This window comes from Pseudomonas sp. Marseille-QA0892, assembly GCF_054950135.1.
Map to the genome: position 1 here is coordinate 1,232,901 of NZ_CM143104.1, position 20,424 is coordinate 1,253,324.

Consider the following 20,424-nt stretch of genomic DNA (forward strand, 5'->3'; position numbering starts at 1 on the left):
ATATGACGGTCCACGCAGTCATTGGCGGTACAGGGTTGACCCAGCTCGAAGGTCTTGTCCTTCGAGATGCGCTGACGGTTCAGACGCCTTTCGGCGTACCCTCAGCCGAGATCCTGCGTGGCGAGTTTGCTGGCGGTGACGTGCTCTTTTTGGCACGGCATGGCCATCCACACCGCATCCCGCCGCATCAGGTCAATTACCGAGCCAATCTATGGGCACTGAAGGAAGCCGGTGCGGACTCCGTTATCGCTGTCAATGCCGTAGGGGGTATTCACTCGGCAATGGGCAGCGGACATCTGTGTGTGCCGCATCAGATCATTGATTACACATGGGGTCGGGAGCACACTTTTTTCGAGGGTGTACTCCCACACGTCACTCACATCGATTTCAGTGAGCCGTACGACGCGGCGTTACGGGCTCGGTTGATCGATTCGCTTACGCGAACCGGTGTCGCTTTCAGTTCCCATGGTGTGTATGGCGCCACACAGGGGCCTCGATTGGAGACAGCAGCAGAGGTTCAGCGGTTGGAGCGGGACGGCTGCGACATCGTTGGCATGACGGGAATGCCGGAGGCGGCACTGGCACGGGAGATCGAGCTTCCCTACGCATGCCTGGCGCTGGTCGTAAACCCGGCGGCAGGCAAGTCCAGCGGGCCCATCACGATGTCGGAAATCGACCACGCATTGGCGGGTGGCATGGGTAAGGTTAAGGCAGTCCTGGCCGGCGTGCTCTCCACTCAGGCGTGACCGAGTGCCCTGTTACGGTAGCGGGGCGAAGAGTGCCTCGATGTCTTCACTTCCCATTCGCCATTCGCCTTCACCCGTGCTTTCAAGTAGGCCGTGGGCCAGGTCTGCCTTGCGCTGCTGTAGCTGCTGAATCCGCTCTTCGACGGTACCCCGGGTGATCATCTTGTAGACGAACACAGGCTTGTCCTGGCCTATGCGGTAGGCGCGGTCTGTTGCCTGATTCTCGACCGCCGGGTTCCACCATGGGTCGTAATGGATGACGGTGTCAGCAGCTGTGAGGTTGAGCCCGGTGCCCCCCGCTTTCAGGCTGATCAGGAACAGCGGCACCTCATTGTTCTGAAACCGCTGAACAGGGGTGCGGCGATCGGTTGTCTCGCCCGTAAGGAGCAGATAAGGCTGGTTCCGTTTGTCGAGCTCGTCTTCGATCAAACGAAGCATGGACGTGAATTGTGAGAACAACAAAACACGGTGTCCAGATGCGAGCAACTCGCCGAGCATATCCATGAGGCTGGTGAGTTTGCCCGAGTTGGCGGCCTGCTTACGGTCCGAACCGTCGTCGAGCAGGCGCAGGTCGCAGCAGACCTGGCGCAACTTCAGCAGGGCATCGAGAATCACAATCTGGCTGCGGGCGAGGCCGTTGCTCTGGATGGCATCGCGCACCTTCCGGTCCATGGCGAGGCGCACTGTTTCGTAGTGGTCGCGCTGGGCATCAGTCAATTCTACCCAGTGGACAAATTCGTTCTTGGCCGGCAGCTCCCGCGCGACCTGTTCCTTGCGACGGCGTAGCAGGAAGGGCTTGATCCTTGCGCGCAGATGCTCCATCCGCTGGGCATCGCCCTGACGCTCAATGGGGTTGCGGTAATCCTGGGTGAATCGTTTGCTGTCGCCAAGCCAGCCTGGCATTAGCAAGTCGAACAATGCCCAAAGCTCGCCCAGATGATTCTCGAGTGGCGTACCGCTAAGACACAGCCGCTGGCGAGCTTTCAGTTGGCGTGCGGCTTGGGCTGCCTTGCTGGATGGATTCTTCAGATTCTGTGCTTCGTCAAACACCACGACGTGCATCGGTTGCGCCCTGAGCCTGGCGATGTCTCGCGGCAGGAGCGAGTAAGTGGTCAGCAGCACGTCGTATTGGTCCAGGCGATCGAATTGGCGCTGCCGTTGCGGGCCATGCAACGCGAGCACGCGTAGATCTGGCGTGAATCGGGTCGCTTCGTCCTGCCAGTTTGGAATGAGACTGGTCGGCATCACGACGAGGCATGGGCGGTCCAGTCGGCCCGATTGCTTTTCAAGCAGCAAGTGGGCCAGGGTTTGCAAGGTTTTGCCCAGACCCATGTCGTCACCCAGGATGCCACCGACCTGCAGATAACGCAGCGTCTGCATCCAGGCAAGACCTTCGCGCTGATAGGGGCGCAGTTCAGCGCCCAGATCCTTGGGGGGCTCAACAACGCTGCCATCGAATGCCTTCAGGCGTTGGGCGAATTCGCGGACCCGTTCGCCACCTTGCCATTCGAGCGGTAGTCCTTCGAGCTCCGCCAGCCTTGCGGCGTCGGGCGCCTCCAGCCGTAGTTCGGCATTCGCACCCGCAGCATCACGCAGGACGATATCGGCAAGCAACGACAACAAGGGCTTAAGCCGCCCGAATGGCAGCATTACCTGGGTGGGTCGGCCTTCGGCATCCTTGCGAGCATCGATCTGTAGATGCACCTGCTCTTCGTCCGGGCGCTGTTCGAGTCGTTCGCTCGACAGCAAGCTGGGATTCCTGCGTATCAGTCCGAGTAAAACCGGAAGGAGGCTCACGCGCTGCCCGTCGATGACGATGCCGAGTTCGATATCGAACCATTCCTGGCTCGGCGATTCATCGACGTTCGCATACCAGCCATCAACCGGCGTCAGATCGAAATGGAAGCCAGGGCGAATGTCGACTTCCCAACCTTGCTTCCTGAGGGTGGGCAACCGTTCCTCGACGAAGGCGAGCCACGCCTTGTCATCGAGCAGTTCGAACATTTCAGCGGAATTCGCTGGCAACGCCTGGCTTTGCCGCAGCGCGACATGGAAGCCGGCTTCCAAAAGCATATTCCGGAAGCGCTGTTCGGCTTTGGTGTGCCGAGCGATGGACAGGTACTCATCGCCGGATCTGACCTGTACGCGGGTATCGCGCATGGGCTTGCCGTGCACGAGGGCGCCGGCGTACCTGAATGCGAGCCCTGCCCGGTGTTGTGCCTGGCTAACCATGCGGGCGCTGCGCGTGTCGTAAGTTGTGTGCAGATGGCTGCCAAGCGAGAGGTGGGGTATGGGAGCGATATCGTCAATGTCGCGTCTGGCGAGCGCTCGGGGTTGGGGGAGATCCGGCGCCAATGTCTTGAGCGCCTGCCCGAAGGCTTCCGCCTGTGCTTCCGGTATTGCCGGCATACGGCTGAGGTGGCTGGCCAGCTCAGGCGGATGGTTGCAATCCAGCAGGCCCACCTGGCCGCTATCCATATCGATGTAGTGCAACGGTAAAAGCTGTTTGAGTACCTGGACGTCGGTCTCACTTTCGACATCCCATTCCTGGCGAAAGGCACCCGCCTCGGTTTGCGCCCAGCGAAACGCGGCCTTCAGCGGCTCAGCCCAGCGAAGTGGGGCGGCATCATCAATGTCGAGATAGGCGCGCTCGGTTCCTACGATCAGCGGCAGCAGTTCCGCGCCCAGTTCACCTTCCAGCACAAGACGGTTTCCGTACCGATAGTCGCTGCCTCCTAGCGCGAGCCTCGCGATGCGCAGGTCGATAGGGAGCAGGAACCTCGGCTGCCGAGTGATCGCCTCGCGTAGCGCGTTATAGGGCTTCGTGTCGACGATGTCGCCGTCTGGACTGAGGCGGACCTTATAGAGCTGTACGCTGGTGTCCGGGGTGACTTCGTAATGCAGTCGTGACAGCTCTCCCTCTGGGTACGCGGAGCCGTCTGCCACCTTGGGCAATTTGTGAAGCCATTCCTGTAGGGGCTTGGACAGGCCTTGTGCCGGGCCGTGAGCCGCCGCATCGTCTCCCTGAGCCATTACGTGTTCGATAACGGCTACGGCGTGCTTGCAATTCAAACCGACTGGACAGTTGCAGGCGGCATGCAGCTGCTTGCCGCTCTTTCCGATGAAGATCGACTGACGATACGTCTGGTCTCCAGAGCCTTCGCACGTTGCGAGGATCCGTTCGTCTTCAAGCGTCAGCAGCCGTACACGCTTGTCACGGCCGTAGGCGCCACCGCGCTTGAGCGCCCCCACGTCGAATTGATCACGCCAGTCGTGCGTCTTCAGCCAGTCGATGATTCGCTTTGTCGGCAACTGCTATCCCTTCTGTTCATGGCGCGTCCATGCTTCACGCCGTCGGTTCCAATCGGTCCAGAAGCGCCTCGACCACATTGAATCGTTCTTCTGGCCGCTCCATCGGAACCTGAAAACGGAACAAGGTTGCGCCTTCGAACTTGTAGCGATTCGGCTGGCTCTGAATCAGCTTGATCAGTGTGAGTGGGTCCACCTTGGTATTGGCGGCGAATTCGACGCGTCCGCCCTGGGGGCCCGCATCGATCTTCACGATACCAAGCGCATCCGCTTTGAGTTTGAGCAGGGTCAGCCTGACGAGATGCTTGGTCTGCTCGGGCAGCAAGCCGAAGCGATCGATCATCTCGACCTGAAGCTCCTTCAAACCGTCTTCATCCGTGGCATTGGCGATGCGCTTGTAGAGGATGAGTCGGGCGTGAACGTCCGGCAGGTAATCTTCGGGGATGAGCGCGGGTACACGTAGATTGATTTCCGGGCCGCCGCCGAGAGGTTGCTCGAGGTTGGGCTGTTCGCCTTTCTGAATGGCTTTGACCGCCCGCTCGAGCATCTCCATGTACAGCGTGAAGCCTACCGCCTGGATCTGGCCGCTCTGGCCCTCGCCCAGCAGTTCACCCGCGCCACGAATCTCGAGATCATGCGTCGCCAATACGAACCCGGCGCCCAGATCCTGTGCATTGGCAATCGCTTCGAGACGCTTCTCTGCGTCCGGCGTCATGCCCTTGCGCGGCGGTGTGAGCAAATAGGCGTAGGCCTGGTGGTGACTACGGCCTACGCGACCTCGCAACTGGTGAAGTTGAGCCAGCCCGAACTTGTCCGCGCGCTCGATGATGATGGTATTCGCGCTTGGAACGTCGATACCGGTTTCGATGATCGTGGATGCCACGAGCACGTTGAAGCGCTTGTGGTAGAAGTCGCTCATGACACGCTCGAGTTCACGCTCGTTCATCTGGCCATGGCCGACCGCAATGCGGGCTTCCGGCACGAGCGCAGCGAGATCCGCTGCGCACTTCTCGATGGTCTTCACTTCGTTGTGCAGGTAGTACACCTGGCCGCCGCGCAGAAGCTCACGCAGCAGGGCTTCCTTGATGACCGCGTTCTGCTGCTCCATCACGAACGTTCGAACCGAGAGGCGCCGAGCAGGAGGCGTTGCGATGATCGACAGATCCCGCATGCCGGCAACGGCCATGTTCAGGGTGCGCGGGATGGGCGTTGCGGTCAGGGTCAGGATGTCGACTTCGCTGCGCAGCGCTTTTAGTTGCTCCTTTTGACGGACGCCGAAACGATGCTCTTCGTCGATGATCACCAGGCCCAGATTCTGGAATTTGATGTCGTCCTGGAGCAGCTTGTGGGTGCCAATGACGATGTCGACTTTTCCGTCAGCCAATTGCTGAACCGCGCCGTCCACTTCCTTCGCCGATTTGAATCGACTCATTACCTCGACCTTCACCGGCCAGTCGGCAAAACGGTCACGGAAGCTGTTGTAGTGCTGTTGGGCAAGCAGGGTGGTCGGTACGAGAACTGCGACCTGCTTGCCGCTGTGCACTGCGATGAATGCAGCCCGCATTGCCACTTCCGTCTTGCCGAAGCCAACGTCGCCGCAAACCAGGCGATCCATTGGACGGCCCGAAAGCATGTCGGCACGAACGGCTTCAATCGCGGATTGCTGGTCTGGTGTCTCTTCGAACGGAAAGCCGGCGCTGAACGTTTCGTAGTCGGTCTTCGGATCAGTGAAGGCATAGCCCTCACGCGCCGCGCGGCGGGCATAGATGTCCAGCAGCTCTGCCGCGACGTCACGTACCTGCTCGGCCGCCTTGCGCTTGGCTTTCTGCCAGGTTTCCGATCCAAGTCGGTGCAGCGGTGCAAGCGCATCATCCGTTCCGGTATAGCGCGCAATGAGATGCAGGCTCGAAACCGGCACGTATAGCTTCGCTTCGTCGGCGTACTGCAACGCCAGGAATTCGGCGGCCTGGCCCTCGATCTCTAGCGTAATCAATCCGAGGTAGCGGCCGACGCCATGGTCGATATGTACAACAGGGGCACCTTCACGCAGTTCGGTGAGGTTCTTGATGACGTTTTCACCGCCGTCCCGCGTTTTTTCTCGGCGGCGACGCTGCATCACGCGTTGACCGAATAGCGGGCTTTCGGCGATCAGGGCTATGTCGTCGAGGAGCAATCCATCATCGAGCGGGGCGATGGTGATCGCGAGTCGCTCGCTGGAGGTGGCAAAGTCCGGCCAGCTCTCCACCTCGACCGGTTTCAACTTCAGGCGTGCCAGCATTTCAAGCAGGACTTCGCGCCGCCCGGCTGACTCTGCCGTGAACAGGACCCTTCCGTCATAGCCATCAAGGAAACGCCGTAGCGCGCCCATGGGTTCTGCCGCCTTGGCTTCGATGGCAAGTTCTGGGAACCGGTGGCTGGAAAAGCGCTCTCTGCCCACGCCAGGCTCAAGGTCATCCGCGCCAGCAACGACGCGAGGCCAGTTCTTCAGCCTGGCGAAGCAATCCTCGACTGGCAGGAAGAGTTCACCGGGAGGCAGGAGAGGGCGTTCAGGATCGTAGCGGCGATCCTCGTAGCGGGTGCGGACGTCTGTCCAGAACTGCTCGGCGGCCTGTTCGATTCCCGGCAGGGAAAACACCTGTGCGTCACCGGGCAGGTAATCGAAGAGCGTGCCAGTTTCTTCAAAGAACAGCGGCAGGTAGTACTCGATACCGGCCGGTGTAATGCCTGTGGAAAGGTCCTGATAGATCGGGCAGCGGCGGAAATCGACATCGAAGCGCTCGCGGAAGCGTGCGCGGAAACCGGTCACGGCTTCCTTGCGCAAGGGGAATTCGCGCGCCGGGAGCAGGCGTATGGATTCAACCTTGTCTATCGAGCGCTGTGTTTCGGGGTCAAACGTGCGCAACGTTTCGATCTCGTCGTCGAACAGGTCGATACGAAACGGGAGGTTGCTTCCCATGGGAAAGAGATCGATCAACGCGCCACGGACGGCAAACTCGCCATGCTCGTATACGGTTTCAACGTAACGATACCCCGCGGCTTCCAGTCGCAACCTCATCTGCTCGACATCGAGCTTCTGGCCGACATCCAAGACCAGGCTCGAGCCGAGCAGAAAGCTCGTCGGCGCCAGCCGATGTAGGGCCGTAACGATAGGGACTACCAAAATGCCCCGGGTCAGCTCAGGCAGGCGGTAGAGCGTTGCAATGCGCTGAGACGTGATGTCCTGATGGGGCGAGAACACATCGTAAGGAAGTGTTTCCCAATCCGGAAAATGCAGAACCGGCAGGTCAGGCGCGAAAAACTTGAGCTCCTGCTCGAAACGCTCGGCGGTCTGGCTGTCCGCAGTCAGCAGCAGCGTAAATCGCTTGGCTGCACTGGCGGATTCGGCGATGGCAAGGGGAAGGGCGGCGCCCTGAAGATTCCCCCACTGTTGCTTGCCTGCCGCTGAGGGCAGATTCGGAAGGCGCAATACAGACACGTGCGATGGTGGCTCCGTTCAATTTCGAGCGCGGGAATTGTAACTATCTGGAAGAAGCGCTGTCAGTGTCATGACCGCTGCAGATTGCCGACGTTCGAACGCGTCGTCATAATGTAGCTCCTGTTTTCAGCCCCTACATATGGAAGGTATGACAGTGACTCAAAAGCCCGACCAGTGCCTTGGTGAATGGATTGATCGTGAAGCTCTGGCGGAGGCCATGATACCGCTGATCGGTCAGCTTTACCGGAACAACAATGTCGCCATCACGCTCTATGGCCGCAGCCTGATCAACCGCTCCGTCATCGACCTGCTCAAGGGACACCGCTTCACGCGCCACCGTCAGGCCGACGAAGTCGAACTGTCCGTACAGGATACCTTCCCTATCCTCAAAGCATTGAGCGAACTCAAGCTCGGCCCTGCGACCATCGACCTCGGCCGTCTGACGGTCAAGTTCAAGGAAGAAGGCAATGGCCGTAGCGTAGATGATTTCCTTCGCGAAGAACTTTCTGAAGTCATTGGCAAGCAAGGTACCGGCGACCGCAAGGGCCGTGACGTGGTGCTGTACGGCTTTGGTCGCATCGGCCGCCTGCTGGCGCGCATCATGGTCGAGAAGACGGGCGGCGGTGAAGGCCTGCGCCTGCGTGCCATCGTTGTGCGCAAGGGTGCTGACAACGACCTGGCCAAGCGCGCAAGCCTGCTGCGTCGCGACTCGGTACACGGCTCGTTCGATGGCACGATCATTGTCGATGAAGAGAACAGCTGCCTGATCATTAATGGCAACCTGGTTCATGTCATCTATTCGAACGACCCGTCGACCGTCGACTACACCAAGTACGGCATTCAGAATGCGCTGGTCGTGGACAATACGGGCAAGTGGCGTGATGCCGAAGGCCTTTCGCAGCACCTGAAGTGCGCAGGCGTCGATCGCGTCATCCTCACCGCGCCTGGCAAAGGCTCGCTGAAGAATATCGTCCACGGTATCAATCACGGGACGATCACTGACGAAGACAAGATCGTCACCGCTGCGTCATGCACGACCAACGCGATCGTTCCAGTGCTGAAAGCGCTCAACGACAAGTACGGTATCGTCAACGGCCACGTCGAAACGGTTCACTCGTACACCAACGACCAGAACCTGATCGACAACTTCCACAAGGGCAACCGCCGTGGACGTAGTGCTGCGCTCAACATGGTCATCACCGAGACCGGCGCCGCGAAGGCCGTCGCGAAGGCACTGCCTGAGCTGGCTGGCAAGCTGACCGGTAATGCGATCCGCGTTCCGACGCCGAACGTATCGATGGCCATCCTGAACCTGAATCTCGAGAAATCGACCGACAGGACCGAGGTGAATGAGTATCTGCGTCACATGGCGCTGTATTCCGATCTGCACGAGCAGATCGACTTCGTGAACTCGCCAGAGGTGGTTTCGAGCGATTTCGTTGGTTCGCGCTACGCAGGTGTCGTCGACGCCGAAGCGACCATCGTCAACGATAACCGCGTCGTCCTGTACGTTTGGTACGACAACGAGTTTGGCTATAGCTGCCAGGTGGTCCGCGTTCTTGAAGAGATGGCAGGGGTCAACCCGCCAGACTTCCCACGCGCGTAACGCTCGCGTAAGAAAAAGGAGCCTTCGGGCTCCTTTTTTTATTCGTTGTTTTTCCCCAGGCAGCGCGTAGGTCGATGCAGGCTAAGCTTGCAGGGCTGTAACGGCGCAATTGCGCGCGCCCGAAGGTCTGTTTGATAACCAATAGGCGCTCGAGGACACCGCCTGTCCTGCAAACGGGGCCGTTTTGAGCTACGATGCGCCCCGGCGCCGGTTCTGCGGCAAGAGGTCGCAGCGCTGCAATGATCCAGCTGAGACACCGCCGAGCGGCGGGCCAGCTTGCGAACAGGAGTAAACATGGCTGTCTACAACTACGATGTGGTGGTGCTGGGTTCGGGCCCGGCGGGTGAAGGCGCGGCGATGAACGCGGCGAAGGCCGGGCGCAAGGTGGCGGTGGTCGACGATCGCCCCCTGGTCGGCGGTAACTGCACCCACCTTGGCACGATCCCGTCCAAGGCGCTGCGACATTCGGTTCGGCAGATCATGCAGTTCAACAACAACCCGATGTTTCGCCAGATCGGTGAGCCCCGCTGGTTTTCCTTCCCGGACGTCCTGCGCAGTGCCGAGAAGGTCATTTCGAAGCAGGTGGCTTCGCGGACCAGCTATTACGCACGTAACCGGGTCGATACCTTTTTCGGCACGGCCAGCTTCGCGGATGACCAAAGCGTCCATGTGGTCTGTCTGAACGGCATGATGGAAACGCTCGTAGCGAAGCAGTTCATCGTTGCCACGGGCTCTCGTCCCTATCGCCCAGCCGACATCGACTTCACCCATCCGCGCGTCTATGACAGCGACACCATCCTCAGCCTTAGCCACACGCCTCGCCGTTTGGTGATCTATGGCGCTGGTGTCATTGGTTGCGAATATGCATCCATCTTCAGCGGGCTGGGTGTGCTGGTCGATCTTATCGATACGCGGGACCAGCTGTTGAGCTTCCTGGACGATGAGATTTCGGATGCGTTGGGCTACCACTTGCGGACGAACAATGTCGTGGTGCGGCACAACGAGGAGTACGAGCGCGTCGAAGGGCTCGACAATGGCGTGATCCTGCACCTGAAGTCCGGCAAGAAGATCAAGGCTGATGCCTTGTTGTGGTGTAACGGACGGACCGGTAACACCGACAAGCTGGGCCTTGAGAACGTCGGCGTAAGCGTGAACAGCCGTGGTCAGATTCAGGTCGATGAGTGCTATCGCACTGAGGTCAGTAACATCTATGGGGCAGGGGACGTCATCGGTTGGCCGAGCCTTGCCAGTGCGGCCTATGACCAAGGGCGGTCGGCGGCGGGCAGCATTGTGGAAAACGGCAGCTGGCGCGTGGTCGATGACATTCCCACCGGCATCTATACCATCCCTGAGATCAGTTCGCTGGGTAAGACCGAGCGTGAGTTGACGCAGGCCCAAATCCCCTACGAAGTGGGTAAGGCCTTCTTCAAGAGCATGGCGCGGGCACAGATCTCACATGAGCCCGTGGGCATGCTGAAGCTGCTCTTCCATCGCGAGACACTGGAAGTGCTGGGCGTGCATTGCTTCGGTTATCAAGCTTCGGAGATCGTTCACATCGGCCAGGCGATCATGAACCAGAAGGGCGAAGCGAATAGCATCAAGTATTTCGTCAACACTACGTTCAACTATCCAACGATGGCGGAAGCCTATCGCGTAGCTGCCTTCGACGGTCTGAACCGGCTTTTTTGATCGGCTCCGGTCGGCTGCCTGAGTCGGTCGGGGAACAAGGTTTCGACAAGTTTGGCGATTGGGCATGGCCCAATCGTGAGAGCTTTTGATCAGGCCCGCTGCGCGCCTTCCGGGGCGCCGCAGCGGCATCATATCTTCATTGGCGTTGCAGTGTCCGGACGGCAAGTCCAGGAAAGTCGGTGATGATGCTGTCTACGCCGAAGTCAGCCAGCCGGCGCATCAGGGCGGCCTCGTTCACCGTCCATACCGACACGTGCAATCCTTGTTTCTGAGCCTTGAGCAGGCGTTCGGGCGTGCATAACGTCCAATTCAGCGCAAGCATGTCGCAGCCGTAGGCCTTGGCCGCTTTCAATGGGTCGAGCCAGGCGTATTCAGCGACCAGTCCGCGTGATATCTCAGGTGCCAGCCGGGTCAATGCGCGCAACACCTCGCGAGAGCTGGAGGTCACCGTGATGCGATCCAGTACGCCGTGTTGTTCCGCAAGCTGCTTGATGGCCTGTACAGTCTTGGCTGCCCTGACTCGAGATGCGCTTTTCACTTCCAGCTGCCAATGCTCGAACGGACATTTCTCGAAGAGTTCATCCAGTGTCGGAATGGGCGCGGGATGAATATGCCCGGGTCCGCCCTGGCGCGCGTCAACCGTGACCAGCTCCGAAGCCGTGCGTTCGGCCACCTTGCCGCGTCGGCCCGTCGTGCGCCGCAGTGTCGGATCATGTATTACCATGAGCTCACCGTCGCGCGACAGGTGCAGGTCGAGCTCGCAGCGGCGGACGCCATGGTCGAGACAGGTCTGGAAACCTACGAGCGTGTTCTCAGGGGCCTCGCCCTTCGCGCCACGGTGTCCATAAATCAAGGTCACGTCATTCTTCCTTCTGCAATCGCTGATGATGGCGAACGCTGTTTATCACGCGGTCGTTCTCGAAATACACACTGAACGTGCGGTAATCCCAGCGTTGAATCGGTGGCTTGCCCACTGGCGCGTGTTCTTCGTCAGGAAGCCCGAACCCTTCGAGCACATTCATGCGCGTCTGGCCTGTCTGGGGCAATGGCCCGGATGTCGAGCCTTGTTCACCGACGGGTATGGCAATGGTTTGAGCGTTAGAGAATGTAGCCCAGGCACACAGCGCGGTGCTGATGGCTATGCTAGGAAAGCGCATCATGATTCTTCGGCCTGCTGTCGGGCGACTCGGCGGGCATGAGCCTGTCGCTGGAAGATATGCCGGGCAAGTAACTGCCGTTGCGAATCCTGTAGACCTTCGAATTCGGTGCCCAGGTCATACCCGCCGTCTTCGGCCGGCTGGCAATGCACGACACGGGCCTTGAGAAGCAGTCCCAGCGCCTGCGGGAGCAGAACGATGCGCATTGCAAGCGGGTCACCCAATGCGTAGGGGGTCTCGGTACGAAGACTTATTCCGCCTTCTGAGAGGATAACCCTACGAGCAGGCCCGATTTCCCGAAGTAGCTGCTGCGCGACGACCTGGCCAAGCAGATCGATACGCTTGCTCACTGTTTTGAGGTACCCAGCCGTAGCGCGATCACGTTCACCGATCTGGCGCAGCAGATGCTGGGATTCAAAGTCACTGGCATGAAGGTCAGCCAGCAGATTGAAGAGCGTGGAATCGTCATGTAGTGGCTCTGAATCGTGCGCCGCCTCCATGGATAGCGGCCTTATTTCCAGTGCGATGGAGTCCTCGATACGGTAGTATTCGCGGCGCTCGTCTGCGTCTCGTGTCGACATGGCGGTCCCATGGCTGCGTTGATTCATGGAGTGTATCAGGCCGCCGCAAGCGTCCAGCGTGCGGTTGTTCCTCTCGTCGCAACTGCCACTTACATTCGATGACGGCGCCGGTGGCACCTCCGTCCGGAACGTTAGTCCAAACTGCGCTCCGTGGCTCATCATTCCAGCGAATCGGCCTTACATGTTCAGACCGCTGTCTCTTTATATCGGCTCGCGCTATACCCGAGCCAAACGCCGTAATCACTTCGTTTCGTTCATTTCCCTCACGTCGATCATAGGGCTCGCGCTTGGCGTGCTCGTGATGATCGTCGTGCTTTCGGTCATGAACGGATTTGACCGGGAAATGCGTGAGCGGGTGCTTGGGCTGGTCCCGCATGCGAGCGTAGAGTCTTCCGAACCGATCGCGGACTGGCGCAAGCTGGCAGGCGAGGTAAGTCAGAATCCGCAGGTCGTCGCCATTGCGCCGTACACGCAGATGCAGGGTTTGCTGACAAGCACCGGTGAGGCGCAAAAGGTCCTGGTCAACGCAGTTGATCCAGAGTTGGAATCGCGCGTCTCGATCATCGATCGTTTCTTCCTTCCCGGTAAAGGCTCGCTTGATTCCCTCAAGCCGGGCGAGTTCGGCATCATCCTTGGCGATACCGCAGCCAAGCGGCTCGGCGTGGTGGTGGGCGACAAGGTGACCTTCGTCGCGCCGGAGGTCTCGGTGACACCTGCCGGCATGTTCCCGCGCATGAAGCGGTTCACCGTCGTCGGGCTATTCCATGTGGGTGCCGGTGAGATCGATGGTTACCTTGCCCTGACCCATTACAGCGATGCCGCCCGCCTCAAGCGATGGCCTGATTCGGATGTCCAGGGGCTCCGTCTGAAACTGCACGATCTCTTCCAGGCACCACAGACGGCGTGGGAGCTGTCCGATACGCTTGGCCAGTCGTTTTATACCCGTGACTGGACGCGCACCCATGGCAATCTCTACCAGGCCATTCGCATGGAGAAATCCATCATCGGGCTGCTGCTCTTGCTGATCGTGGCAGTTGCCGCCTTCAACATCATCTCCACCCTTGTCATGGTCGTGAACGACAAGCGCTCCGACATCGCTATCCTGCGTACGCTTGGCACAACTCCCGGCCAGATCATGCGCATTTTCATGGTGCAAGGCACCGTCATTGGCGTATTCGGTACGGCGATAGGCGGCGTCCTCGGCGTCCTGGCGGCACTTAACGTCAGTGCAGGCATCGCCCTGCTTGAGCGCTTACTGGGCCACAAATTCCTGAGTGCCGATGTGTATTTCATCGATTATCTGCCGTCCGAAGTGCTCGCCTCAGACGTGGTAACGATCTGCCTGGCTGCACTCGTGCTTGCTTTCCTCGCTACTCTCTATCCCGCCTGGCGTGCGGCGCGCACCCGGCCCGCGGAGGTTTTACGTCATGAATGATTCCGTCCTCAGTTGCCGTAATCTGGGCAAGCACTACGACGAGGGCCCGCAGACGGTTGAAGTACTGAGCGCGATCCAGCTCGAGCTGCGACCTGGCGAACGCGTCGCTATCGTAGGCAGCTCGGGGTCAGGCAAGAGCACGCTGCTGAACCTTCTGGGTGGATTGGATACACCGAGTACGGGCAGTGTATGGCTGGCGGGTGAGGAGCTTTCTGCGCTGAACGAGAAGGCAAGAGGCCAGCTGCGCAACAGGGCGCTGGGTTTCGTCTACCAATTTCACCACCTGCTGCCTGAGTTCACGGCGCTTGAGAATGTCTGCATGCCGCTGCTGATCGGCCGCACGGCAATACCTGACGCACGCAAGCGAGCCAGTGCGCTGCTTGAGCGAGTAGGGCTCGGCCATCGGCTTGACCATAAACCCAGCGAGCTCTCCGGTGGCGAGCGCCAGCGCGTTGCTATTGCTCGTGCACTGGTCAACCAGCCAGCACTCGTGTTACTCGACGAGCCAACCGGCAACCTCGACCAGCATACCGCACACGGGATTCAGGAACTGATGCAGGAGCTTAGCCAGGCGTCACGGACGACATTTCTCGTCGTGACGCACGACATGCAGCTCGCGCGTCAGATGGACCGGATCCTGCGATTGGACGATGGTCGGCTGGTGGAGGCTTAAGCGTCATGTTCAGGCCATTGCCGCTGTTCATCGGCGCGCGCTATACCCGGGCGAAGCGCCGAAATCACTTCATCTCGTTCATTTCGCTGACATCCATGATCGGTCTGGCGCTCGGTGTCATGGCCATGATCGTTGTGCTGTCGGTCATGAACGGTTTCCAACAGGAAATGAGCTCACGAATCCTGGGCATGGTGCCGCACGCGGTCATCGAGTCGCACCAGCCAATGCGGAATTGGCGTTCCGAGGCGGACCGACTTTCGGCAGATCCGAGGGTCGAGGCCGCGGTACCGTTCGCCGAACTGGACGGCATGCTGTCCTTTCATGGGTCGATGCAGCCCATTCAGATTCATGGTATCGACCCAGCCGAAGAAGCGAAGGTGTCGATTGTGGCGGATCACATAACGCAGGGCCGGCTCAGTGCGCTAGCGCCTGGTGAGTTCGGCGTGGTGATCGGCGAACTGGCGGCGCGGCGTTTTGGCTTGCGCATGGGCGATCGGGTGACACTGATCGTACCGGAGGTCAGTGCGACGTCCAGCGCAGTGACGCCCCGAATGCACCGTCTGACCATTGTCGGCATGTTCAAGGTCGGAGCGGAACTAGACGGATCGCTCGGGTTGATTCATATCGCCGACGCTTCGACCATCCAGCGCCATGATCCAGCTGACGTCATGGGGTTGAGACTGAAGCTTCAAGACCTCTATGCCGCGCCTCAGATTGCTGGCGGGCTGGCGCAGAAATTGGGTGACGGGTTCACGGCTGAGGACTGGACGCAGAGCCAGGGTAGCCTCTTTGCCGCGATGAAGATGGAAAAGACCATGATTGGCCTGTTGCTATTGCTCATCATCGCTGTTGCGGCGTTCAACATAATCGCCACCCTGATCATGGTGGTGGCGGACAAGCGGGCCGACATCGCTATCCTGCGAACGCTAGGGGCGACACCTGGGCAAATAATGGCGACGTTCATGGTTCAGGGCACCGTTATTGGTAGCGTCGGGACGGTCATCGGTGGGGTACTCGGCGTGGCGCTGGCCCTCAACGTAAGCGAAGTGGTTGCGTGGATCGAGCGTGTATCGGGCCAGCATGTCTTGAGCTCCGACATATACTTCGTGAACTCGCTGCCTTCGCAACTGCAGGGTGGCGATGTAGCGTTGATCTGCGGCGCCGGCTTCCTTCTGAGCTTTTTGGCAACCCTCTATCCGGCCCGCCGTGCCGCGCAAACCCAACCTGCCGAGGCCTTGCGGTACGAGTAACGCATTGGCGATCCCACCGGTACAGAGCGTGCACCAGTTCGCGGTGTCTTCCCGCTGAGTTGATATGGTGGCCGTTGCAACACGCGCGGCCACCGACTGGATGTCTTTCCGCGCACTCAATCGACCGCCGGAAAAGGACCTCCGATGCGCCTCGCGCTGCTTGCGCTTGCCGCGGGCTTACTCAGTCTCACGCTCGTCCCCTTACTGCCGAACATCAGTCTGCTTACCGCCGCTATCGTCGTGGCGGTGCTGCTGTGCTTGACGCGATTTTTCGTGGCAGGTTTTTTCCTGCTGGGCTTCTGCTGGGCGTGCCTGTCTGCCCACAACGCGCTTGATGATCGTCTCACGGCTGAGCTTGACGGCCGTACCCTCTGGGTCGAAGGGACAATCGCCGATTTGCCTTCAAGGACGGGTACCGCGGTCCGGTTCGAACTCCATGATGCGAAATCCAGGCATGGCGATTTGCCTCGCAGGATGCGGCTTTCATGGTATGGCGGCCCGGATGTGGGTGCGGGGGAGCGGTGGCGCCTCGCGGTCACGCTCAAACAGCCCTATGGCTTAGCCAACCCTGCCGGCTTCGATTATGAGGCGTGGTTGCTTGCCCAACGTGTAGGGGCCACCGGATCGGTCAAGGCTGGGGAGAAAGTCGCGGATGCGAGCGGATTGGATGCCTGGCGGGATCAGATCCGACGATCGGTGATTGAGCGTGATACAACGGGGCGTGGTGGGGCGCTGGCGGCGCTCATCGTCGGTGATGGATCCGCGCTTACGCCACGGGACTGGCAGGTGCTACAGGCTACCGGGACGGTCCATCTGATGGTTATCTCGGGTCATCACATTTCCATCGTTGCAGGGCTTATCTACGGCGGAGTTCTACTGCTCATGCGGCGCGGCATGTGGCCGGCATCTGTGCCTTGGCTCCCCGCCGCATGCGGCCTTGCCTTGCTCGGTGCGGTGGCATACGGCGCGCTGGCAGGATTTGGTATTCCGGTACAGCGCGCTTGCGTGATGACCGCCGCGGTTCTGCTATGGCGATGCTGGTTTCGGCAGATCAGCGTATGGACCGTTCTCCTGTTCGCGCTCGATCTTGTGCTGTTGTGGGAGCCGCTGGCTAGCCTTCAGCCAGGCTTCTGGCTGTCGTTCCTTGCCGTCGCAACGCTTGCCTTCGCCTTTGCCGGACGCTTGGGTCGCGACCGGGCTGGGCTTTTGGTCTGGCGTACGCAGTGGGTGGTAGCGGTTGGGTTATTGCCCTTAATGCTCCTCTTGAGTTTGCCCGTCAGTATCAGTGCCCCTATCGCGAATCTGGTAGCCGTGCCTGTGGTTGGCTTGGTGATTGTCCCAATGGCGCTACTGGGATGCCTGTTGCTGCCGCTTCCTTGGCTGGGTAGCACTTTGTTATGGCTTGCGGCGTTTGTGCTGAAGTGGTTGATCGCAGTTCTCGGTCTGCTTGCCGACGCCGTACCCGCCTGGATGCCGTTGCCGGTGCCTTGGTGGGGTTGGATCATGGCGCTGTTTGGCGCGGCTTGGCTGCTTACGCCACAGGGCACACCCGGCCGTCTGCTTGGTTTCCTGCTGTTGGTGCCCCTAGGGTGGGCGCCTGCTCAAGTCACACCCGATTCACGCGCCGATGTCGTCATGCTCGACGTGGGGCAGGGGCTTTCCGTAATCGTCCGAACGCGACACCACGCTTTGCTATATGACGCTGGTGCTCGGCTGGGTACATACGACATGGGCGAGCGCGCAGTTGTACCCACATTGCGCGCCATGGGCATTCACCAGCTCGACGAAATGTTGCTGAGTCATTCTGACAATGACCACTCTGGAGGCGCGCCATACGTGCGCTCCAAAATGCCTGTCACAAGGGTATCCAGCGGTGAGCCTTATGCGTTACCCCGCCGCCTGAACGCGCAGGTGTGTGGAGGTGAAGAATGGAAATGGGACGGTGTCGTTTTTAGTACGTGGAAACGTGAAGGCACCAGCGACAGCAATGCCTCGTCCTGCATCCTCCGGGTAGAAGCCAATGGAGAAGCCATATTGCTTACAGGCGATCTCGACGTGCCATCGGAGATGATCCTGCTTGATACGGCATACAACGTCGACGCACGATGGCTGCAGGTGGGACATCACGGAAGCCGTACATCCACTGGAGAGCCGTTTCTTGATGCAGTAGCGCCGAGGGAGGCTCTCATGTCGCGTGGCCGATACAACGGTTACGGACATCCTCATGTGGATGTCGTGGACCGACTCACCGAGCGAGGCATCAACATCCTGGATACGGCGGATCTGGGCGCGATTCGGTTCCGCCTGGGGGATCATGGCGATGCTATCAGTGTCAGGGACCAGCGACGGTTCTGGCGGTAAATGCGATCTCTGACCATCTTGCTGACTTCACCCCTATGCTAGAGTGCGCGCTTTCCATAGGGGGAGCGGCTAATCGTGTGGGAGCTGGTAAAGGCAGGTGGCTGGATGATGCTGCCAATCATTTTATGTTCCATCGCAGCGCTGGGAATCATCGCCGAACGGCTGTGGAGCTTGCGCGTTTCACGAGTCGCGCCGCCCCATTTGCTGGGCCAGGTGTGGCGATGGATCAAAGAGAAGAAGCTGGGCAACGACAAGCTCAAGGAGCTCCGTGCACAGGCACCCTTGGGCGAGATCCTCGCGGCGGGGCTTGCCAATTCGAAGCATGGTCGCGAGATCATGAAGGAGAGTATCGAAGAGGCCGCCGCACGGGTCATTCATGAGCTCGAGCGTTATCTGACGATCCTGGGTTCGATCGCCGCGATTGCGCCATTGCTCGGTCTGTTGGGTACGGTACTCGGGATGATCGAGATCTTCAGTGCTTTCATGGGCGCAGGGATGACCAACGCGGGCCAGCTTGCCGGCGGTATCGCAACCGCGCTCGTCACCACCGCCGCCGGCCTGATCGTTGCCATTCCAGCGCTGTTCTTCCATCGATACTTCGTGCGTCGTGTCGATGAGCTCGTCGTCAGTATGGAGCAGGAAGCCATCAAGCTCGTCGAGGTGGTGCAAGGCGATCGCGAGGTCGACATGAGCGAGGCCAACGCGTGAAGTTTCGCCGCCGGAGGGAGCGAGAAAACGTCGAGATCAATCTCGCCTCCTTGATTGATGTCGTATTCATTCTGTTGCTGTTCTTCGTCGTGACAACAACGTTCACGCGTGAAACACAACTGAAGGTGGATCTACCCGAAGCGGACAGCGGTGCGGTTGCTGAGCAGCAGTTGCTCGAGATCCTTATCTCGGCGGACGGTACCTACGCGTTGAATGGCAAGCCGCTGTTGCGCAACGATCTGCAGGGGCTACAAGGTGCGCTGAACGATGCGTCTGGTGGTGACACCCGTTTGCCAGTGACGATTAGCGCAGATGCCAACACGCCTCACCAGGCGGTGGTCACTGCGATGGACGCTGCCGGCAAGCTTGGGTTTGCGCACCTGAGGATTACCACTGTGCAGGCCGAAAGCAAGCCGTGAGCCTGTCGGATCGCCTGCTTGAAGCCTGGTACGAAGGGCACCCGGCACTCATCGTGCTGCGCCCGCTGGAGTGGGTTTATCGATGCATCGTGATCCGAAAGCGGAAGCGCTTCCTTCGAGGCGAAGGCGCCATATACCGCGCTCCGGTCCCCGTTATCGTGGTCGGCAACATTACCGTAGGTGGCACCGGCAAGACGCCCCTTATCGTCTGGTTGGCTGACTATTGTCACCGTCGGGGGCTGCGGGTAGGTGTGCTTAGTCGAGGGTATGGCGCTAACCCTTCCGAGCATCCCCATCGCGTGAGTCCGTGCGACAGTGCGGCTGAAGCGGGTGACGAGCCTTTGCTGATCGTTCAGCGCACGGGTGTGCCGATGATGATCGATCCGATCCGCTCCAGGGGGGCTCAGGCACTACTGGAGCAGGAACCCCTGGATCTCCTGCTCGCTGACGATGGGTTGCAGCATTATCGCCTGGCGCGTGACCTCGAATTTGTCCTGATTGACGCGGCCAGGGGGCTGGGGAACGAGCGTTGCTTGCCGGCAGGCCCATTGCGTGAGCCCGCTGAGCGTCTCGCTGAGGTGGATGCAGTCCTGTTCAATGGCGCTTCGACCGATTCCGCAGGCGGATTCGGTCTTACGCTGCAGCCAACGGGTCTGGTCAATGTGGCCTCGGGAGAGCGTGTAACGCTCGCCCATTTTCCAGCGGGCCAGGCCGTCCACGCCGTTGCAGGCATCGGCAACCCCGAGCGTTTCTTCGCTACGCTCGAGCGGTTAACATGGCAGCCGATCCGCCATCCTTTCGCCGATCACGCTACTTTCGATGTCGAAGCGCTTAGCTTCGAGCCATCGCTGCCAGTGATCATGACGGAGAAAGACGCAGTCAAGTGCCGCGCCTTCGCGCAGCCGCACTGGTGGTATCTGGAAATACAGGCTGAGCCGTCCGAGGCGTTTCGGGTCTGGTTCGACAGCCAACTGAACCGTTTGCTTCCCGGTACGCTTTGATGCCGGGCCAACCC

The 20,424-nt window shown here is 59.8% G+C and carries 15 protein-coding genes; 10 read left to right on the forward strand and 5 right to left on the reverse strand.

The window, feature by feature from the left end; all coding sequences use genetic code 11:
* Positions 1–2 precede the first annotated feature (2 nt).
* Positions 3–746, forward strand: coding sequence for an S-methyl-5'-thioinosine phosphorylase (locus ACY8D3_RS05745; RefSeq protein ID WP_462382422.1), 744 nt, complete (start codon positions 3–5; stop codon positions 744–746).
* A gap of 12 nt (positions 747–758) precedes the next feature.
* Here ACY8D3_RS05745 and ACY8D3_RS05750 read toward each other — a convergent pair whose 3' ends face one another.
* The gene (locus tag ACY8D3_RS05750; protein ID WP_462382424.1) at positions 759–4,058 is read right to left on the reverse strand and encodes a DEAD/DEAH box helicase; all 3,300 of its coding nucleotides are present in this window, start codon (positions 4,056–4,058) and stop codon (positions 759–761) included.
* Positions 4,059–4,092: 34 nt separating this feature from the next.
* On the reverse strand, positions 4,093–7,530 hold the full coding sequence (gene mfd / locus ACY8D3_RS05755; protein WP_462382426.1) for a transcription-repair coupling factor: 3,438 nt from the start codon (positions 7,528–7,530) through the stop codon (positions 4,093–4,095).
* 154 nt (positions 7,531–7,684) lie between these two features.
* Between mfd and ACY8D3_RS05760 the strand changes: the two genes are divergently transcribed.
* Positions 7,685–9,136 (forward strand): glyceraldehyde-3-phosphate dehydrogenase, encoded by a 1,452-nt coding sequence (locus ACY8D3_RS05760; RefSeq protein WP_462382427.1) that lies wholly within the window; start codon positions 7,685–7,687, stop codon positions 9,134–9,136.
* Between the two features lie 294 nt (positions 9,137–9,430).
* Positions 9,431–10,825: a Si-specific NAD(P)(+) transhydrogenase gene (sthA, locus tag ACY8D3_RS05765; protein ID WP_462382429.1), complete on the forward strand. Its 1,395-nt coding sequence runs from the start codon at positions 9,431–9,433 to the stop codon at positions 10,823–10,825.
* 136 nt (positions 10,826–10,961) lie between these two features.
* Here sthA and ACY8D3_RS05770 read toward each other — a convergent pair whose 3' ends face one another.
* The 3 genes from ACY8D3_RS05770 to ACY8D3_RS05780 are packed head-to-tail and all read right to left on the reverse strand — an operon-like array spanning position 10,962 to position 12,563.
* Entirely contained in the window at positions 10,962–11,684 is a 723-nt protein-coding gene (locus ACY8D3_RS05770; RefSeq protein ID WP_462382431.1) for a glycerophosphodiester phosphodiesterase, read from the reverse strand.
* A gap of 1 nt (position 11,685) precedes the next feature.
* Positions 11,686–11,982, reverse strand: coding sequence for a phosphodiesterase (locus ACY8D3_RS05775; protein ID WP_462382433.1), 297 nt, complete (start codon positions 11,980–11,982; stop codon positions 11,686–11,688).
* A complete protein-coding gene (locus tag ACY8D3_RS05780; protein ID WP_462384261.1) occupies positions 11,982–12,563 on the reverse strand; it encodes a PilZ domain-containing protein in 582 nt (193 codons plus the stop codon). Before ACY8D3_RS05780 ends, ACY8D3_RS05775 begins: the two co-directional genes overlap by 1 nt.
* A 181-nt stretch (positions 12,564–12,744) precedes the next feature.
* Between ACY8D3_RS05780 and ACY8D3_RS05785 the strand changes: the two genes are divergently transcribed.
* From ACY8D3_RS05785 to lpxK, 7 genes are all read left to right on the forward strand, one after another.
* Positions 12,745–13,998, forward strand: a complete 1,254-nt coding sequence (locus ACY8D3_RS05785; protein ID WP_462382435.1) for a lipoprotein-releasing ABC transporter permease subunit — start codon at positions 12,745–12,747, stop codon at positions 13,996–13,998.
* Positions 13,991–14,671 carry a lipoprotein-releasing ABC transporter ATP-binding protein LolD gene (lolD, locus tag ACY8D3_RS05790; RefSeq protein WP_462382437.1) on the forward strand — a complete coding sequence of 227 codons (681 nt, stop codon included), beginning with the start codon at positions 13,991–13,993 and terminating at the stop codon, positions 14,669–14,671. The genes ACY8D3_RS05785 and lolD overlap by 8 nt, the downstream gene beginning before the upstream one ends.
* A 5-nt stretch (positions 14,672–14,676) precedes the next feature.
* Positions 14,677–15,921, forward strand: a complete 1,245-nt coding sequence (locus tag ACY8D3_RS05795) for a lipoprotein-releasing ABC transporter permease subunit (RefSeq protein ID WP_462382439.1) — start codon at positions 14,677–14,679, stop codon at positions 15,919–15,921.
* Positions 15,922–16,065: 144 nt separating this feature from the next.
* Positions 16,066–18,282 (forward strand): DNA internalization-related competence protein ComEC/Rec2, encoded by a 2,217-nt coding sequence (locus ACY8D3_RS05800; RefSeq protein ID WP_462382441.1) that lies wholly within the window; start codon positions 16,066–16,068, stop codon positions 18,280–18,282.
* 75 nt (positions 18,283–18,357) lie between these two features.
* Positions 18,358–18,990, forward strand: a complete 633-nt coding sequence (locus ACY8D3_RS05805; protein WP_462382443.1) for a MotA/TolQ/ExbB proton channel family protein — start codon at positions 18,358–18,360, stop codon at positions 18,988–18,990.
* Positions 18,987–19,409 carry an ExbD/TolR family protein gene (locus ACY8D3_RS05810; protein ID WP_462382445.1) on the forward strand — a complete coding sequence of 141 codons (423 nt, stop codon included), beginning with the start codon at positions 18,987–18,989 and terminating at the stop codon, positions 19,407–19,409. The genes ACY8D3_RS05805 and ACY8D3_RS05810 overlap by 4 nt, the downstream gene beginning before the upstream one ends.
* On the forward strand, positions 19,406–20,410 hold the full coding sequence (gene lpxK / locus ACY8D3_RS05815) for a tetraacyldisaccharide 4'-kinase (protein ID WP_462382447.1): 1,005 nt from the start codon (positions 19,406–19,408) through the stop codon (positions 20,408–20,410). The genes ACY8D3_RS05810 and lpxK overlap by 4 nt, the downstream gene beginning before the upstream one ends.
* Positions 20,411–20,424 lie beyond the last annotated feature (14 nt).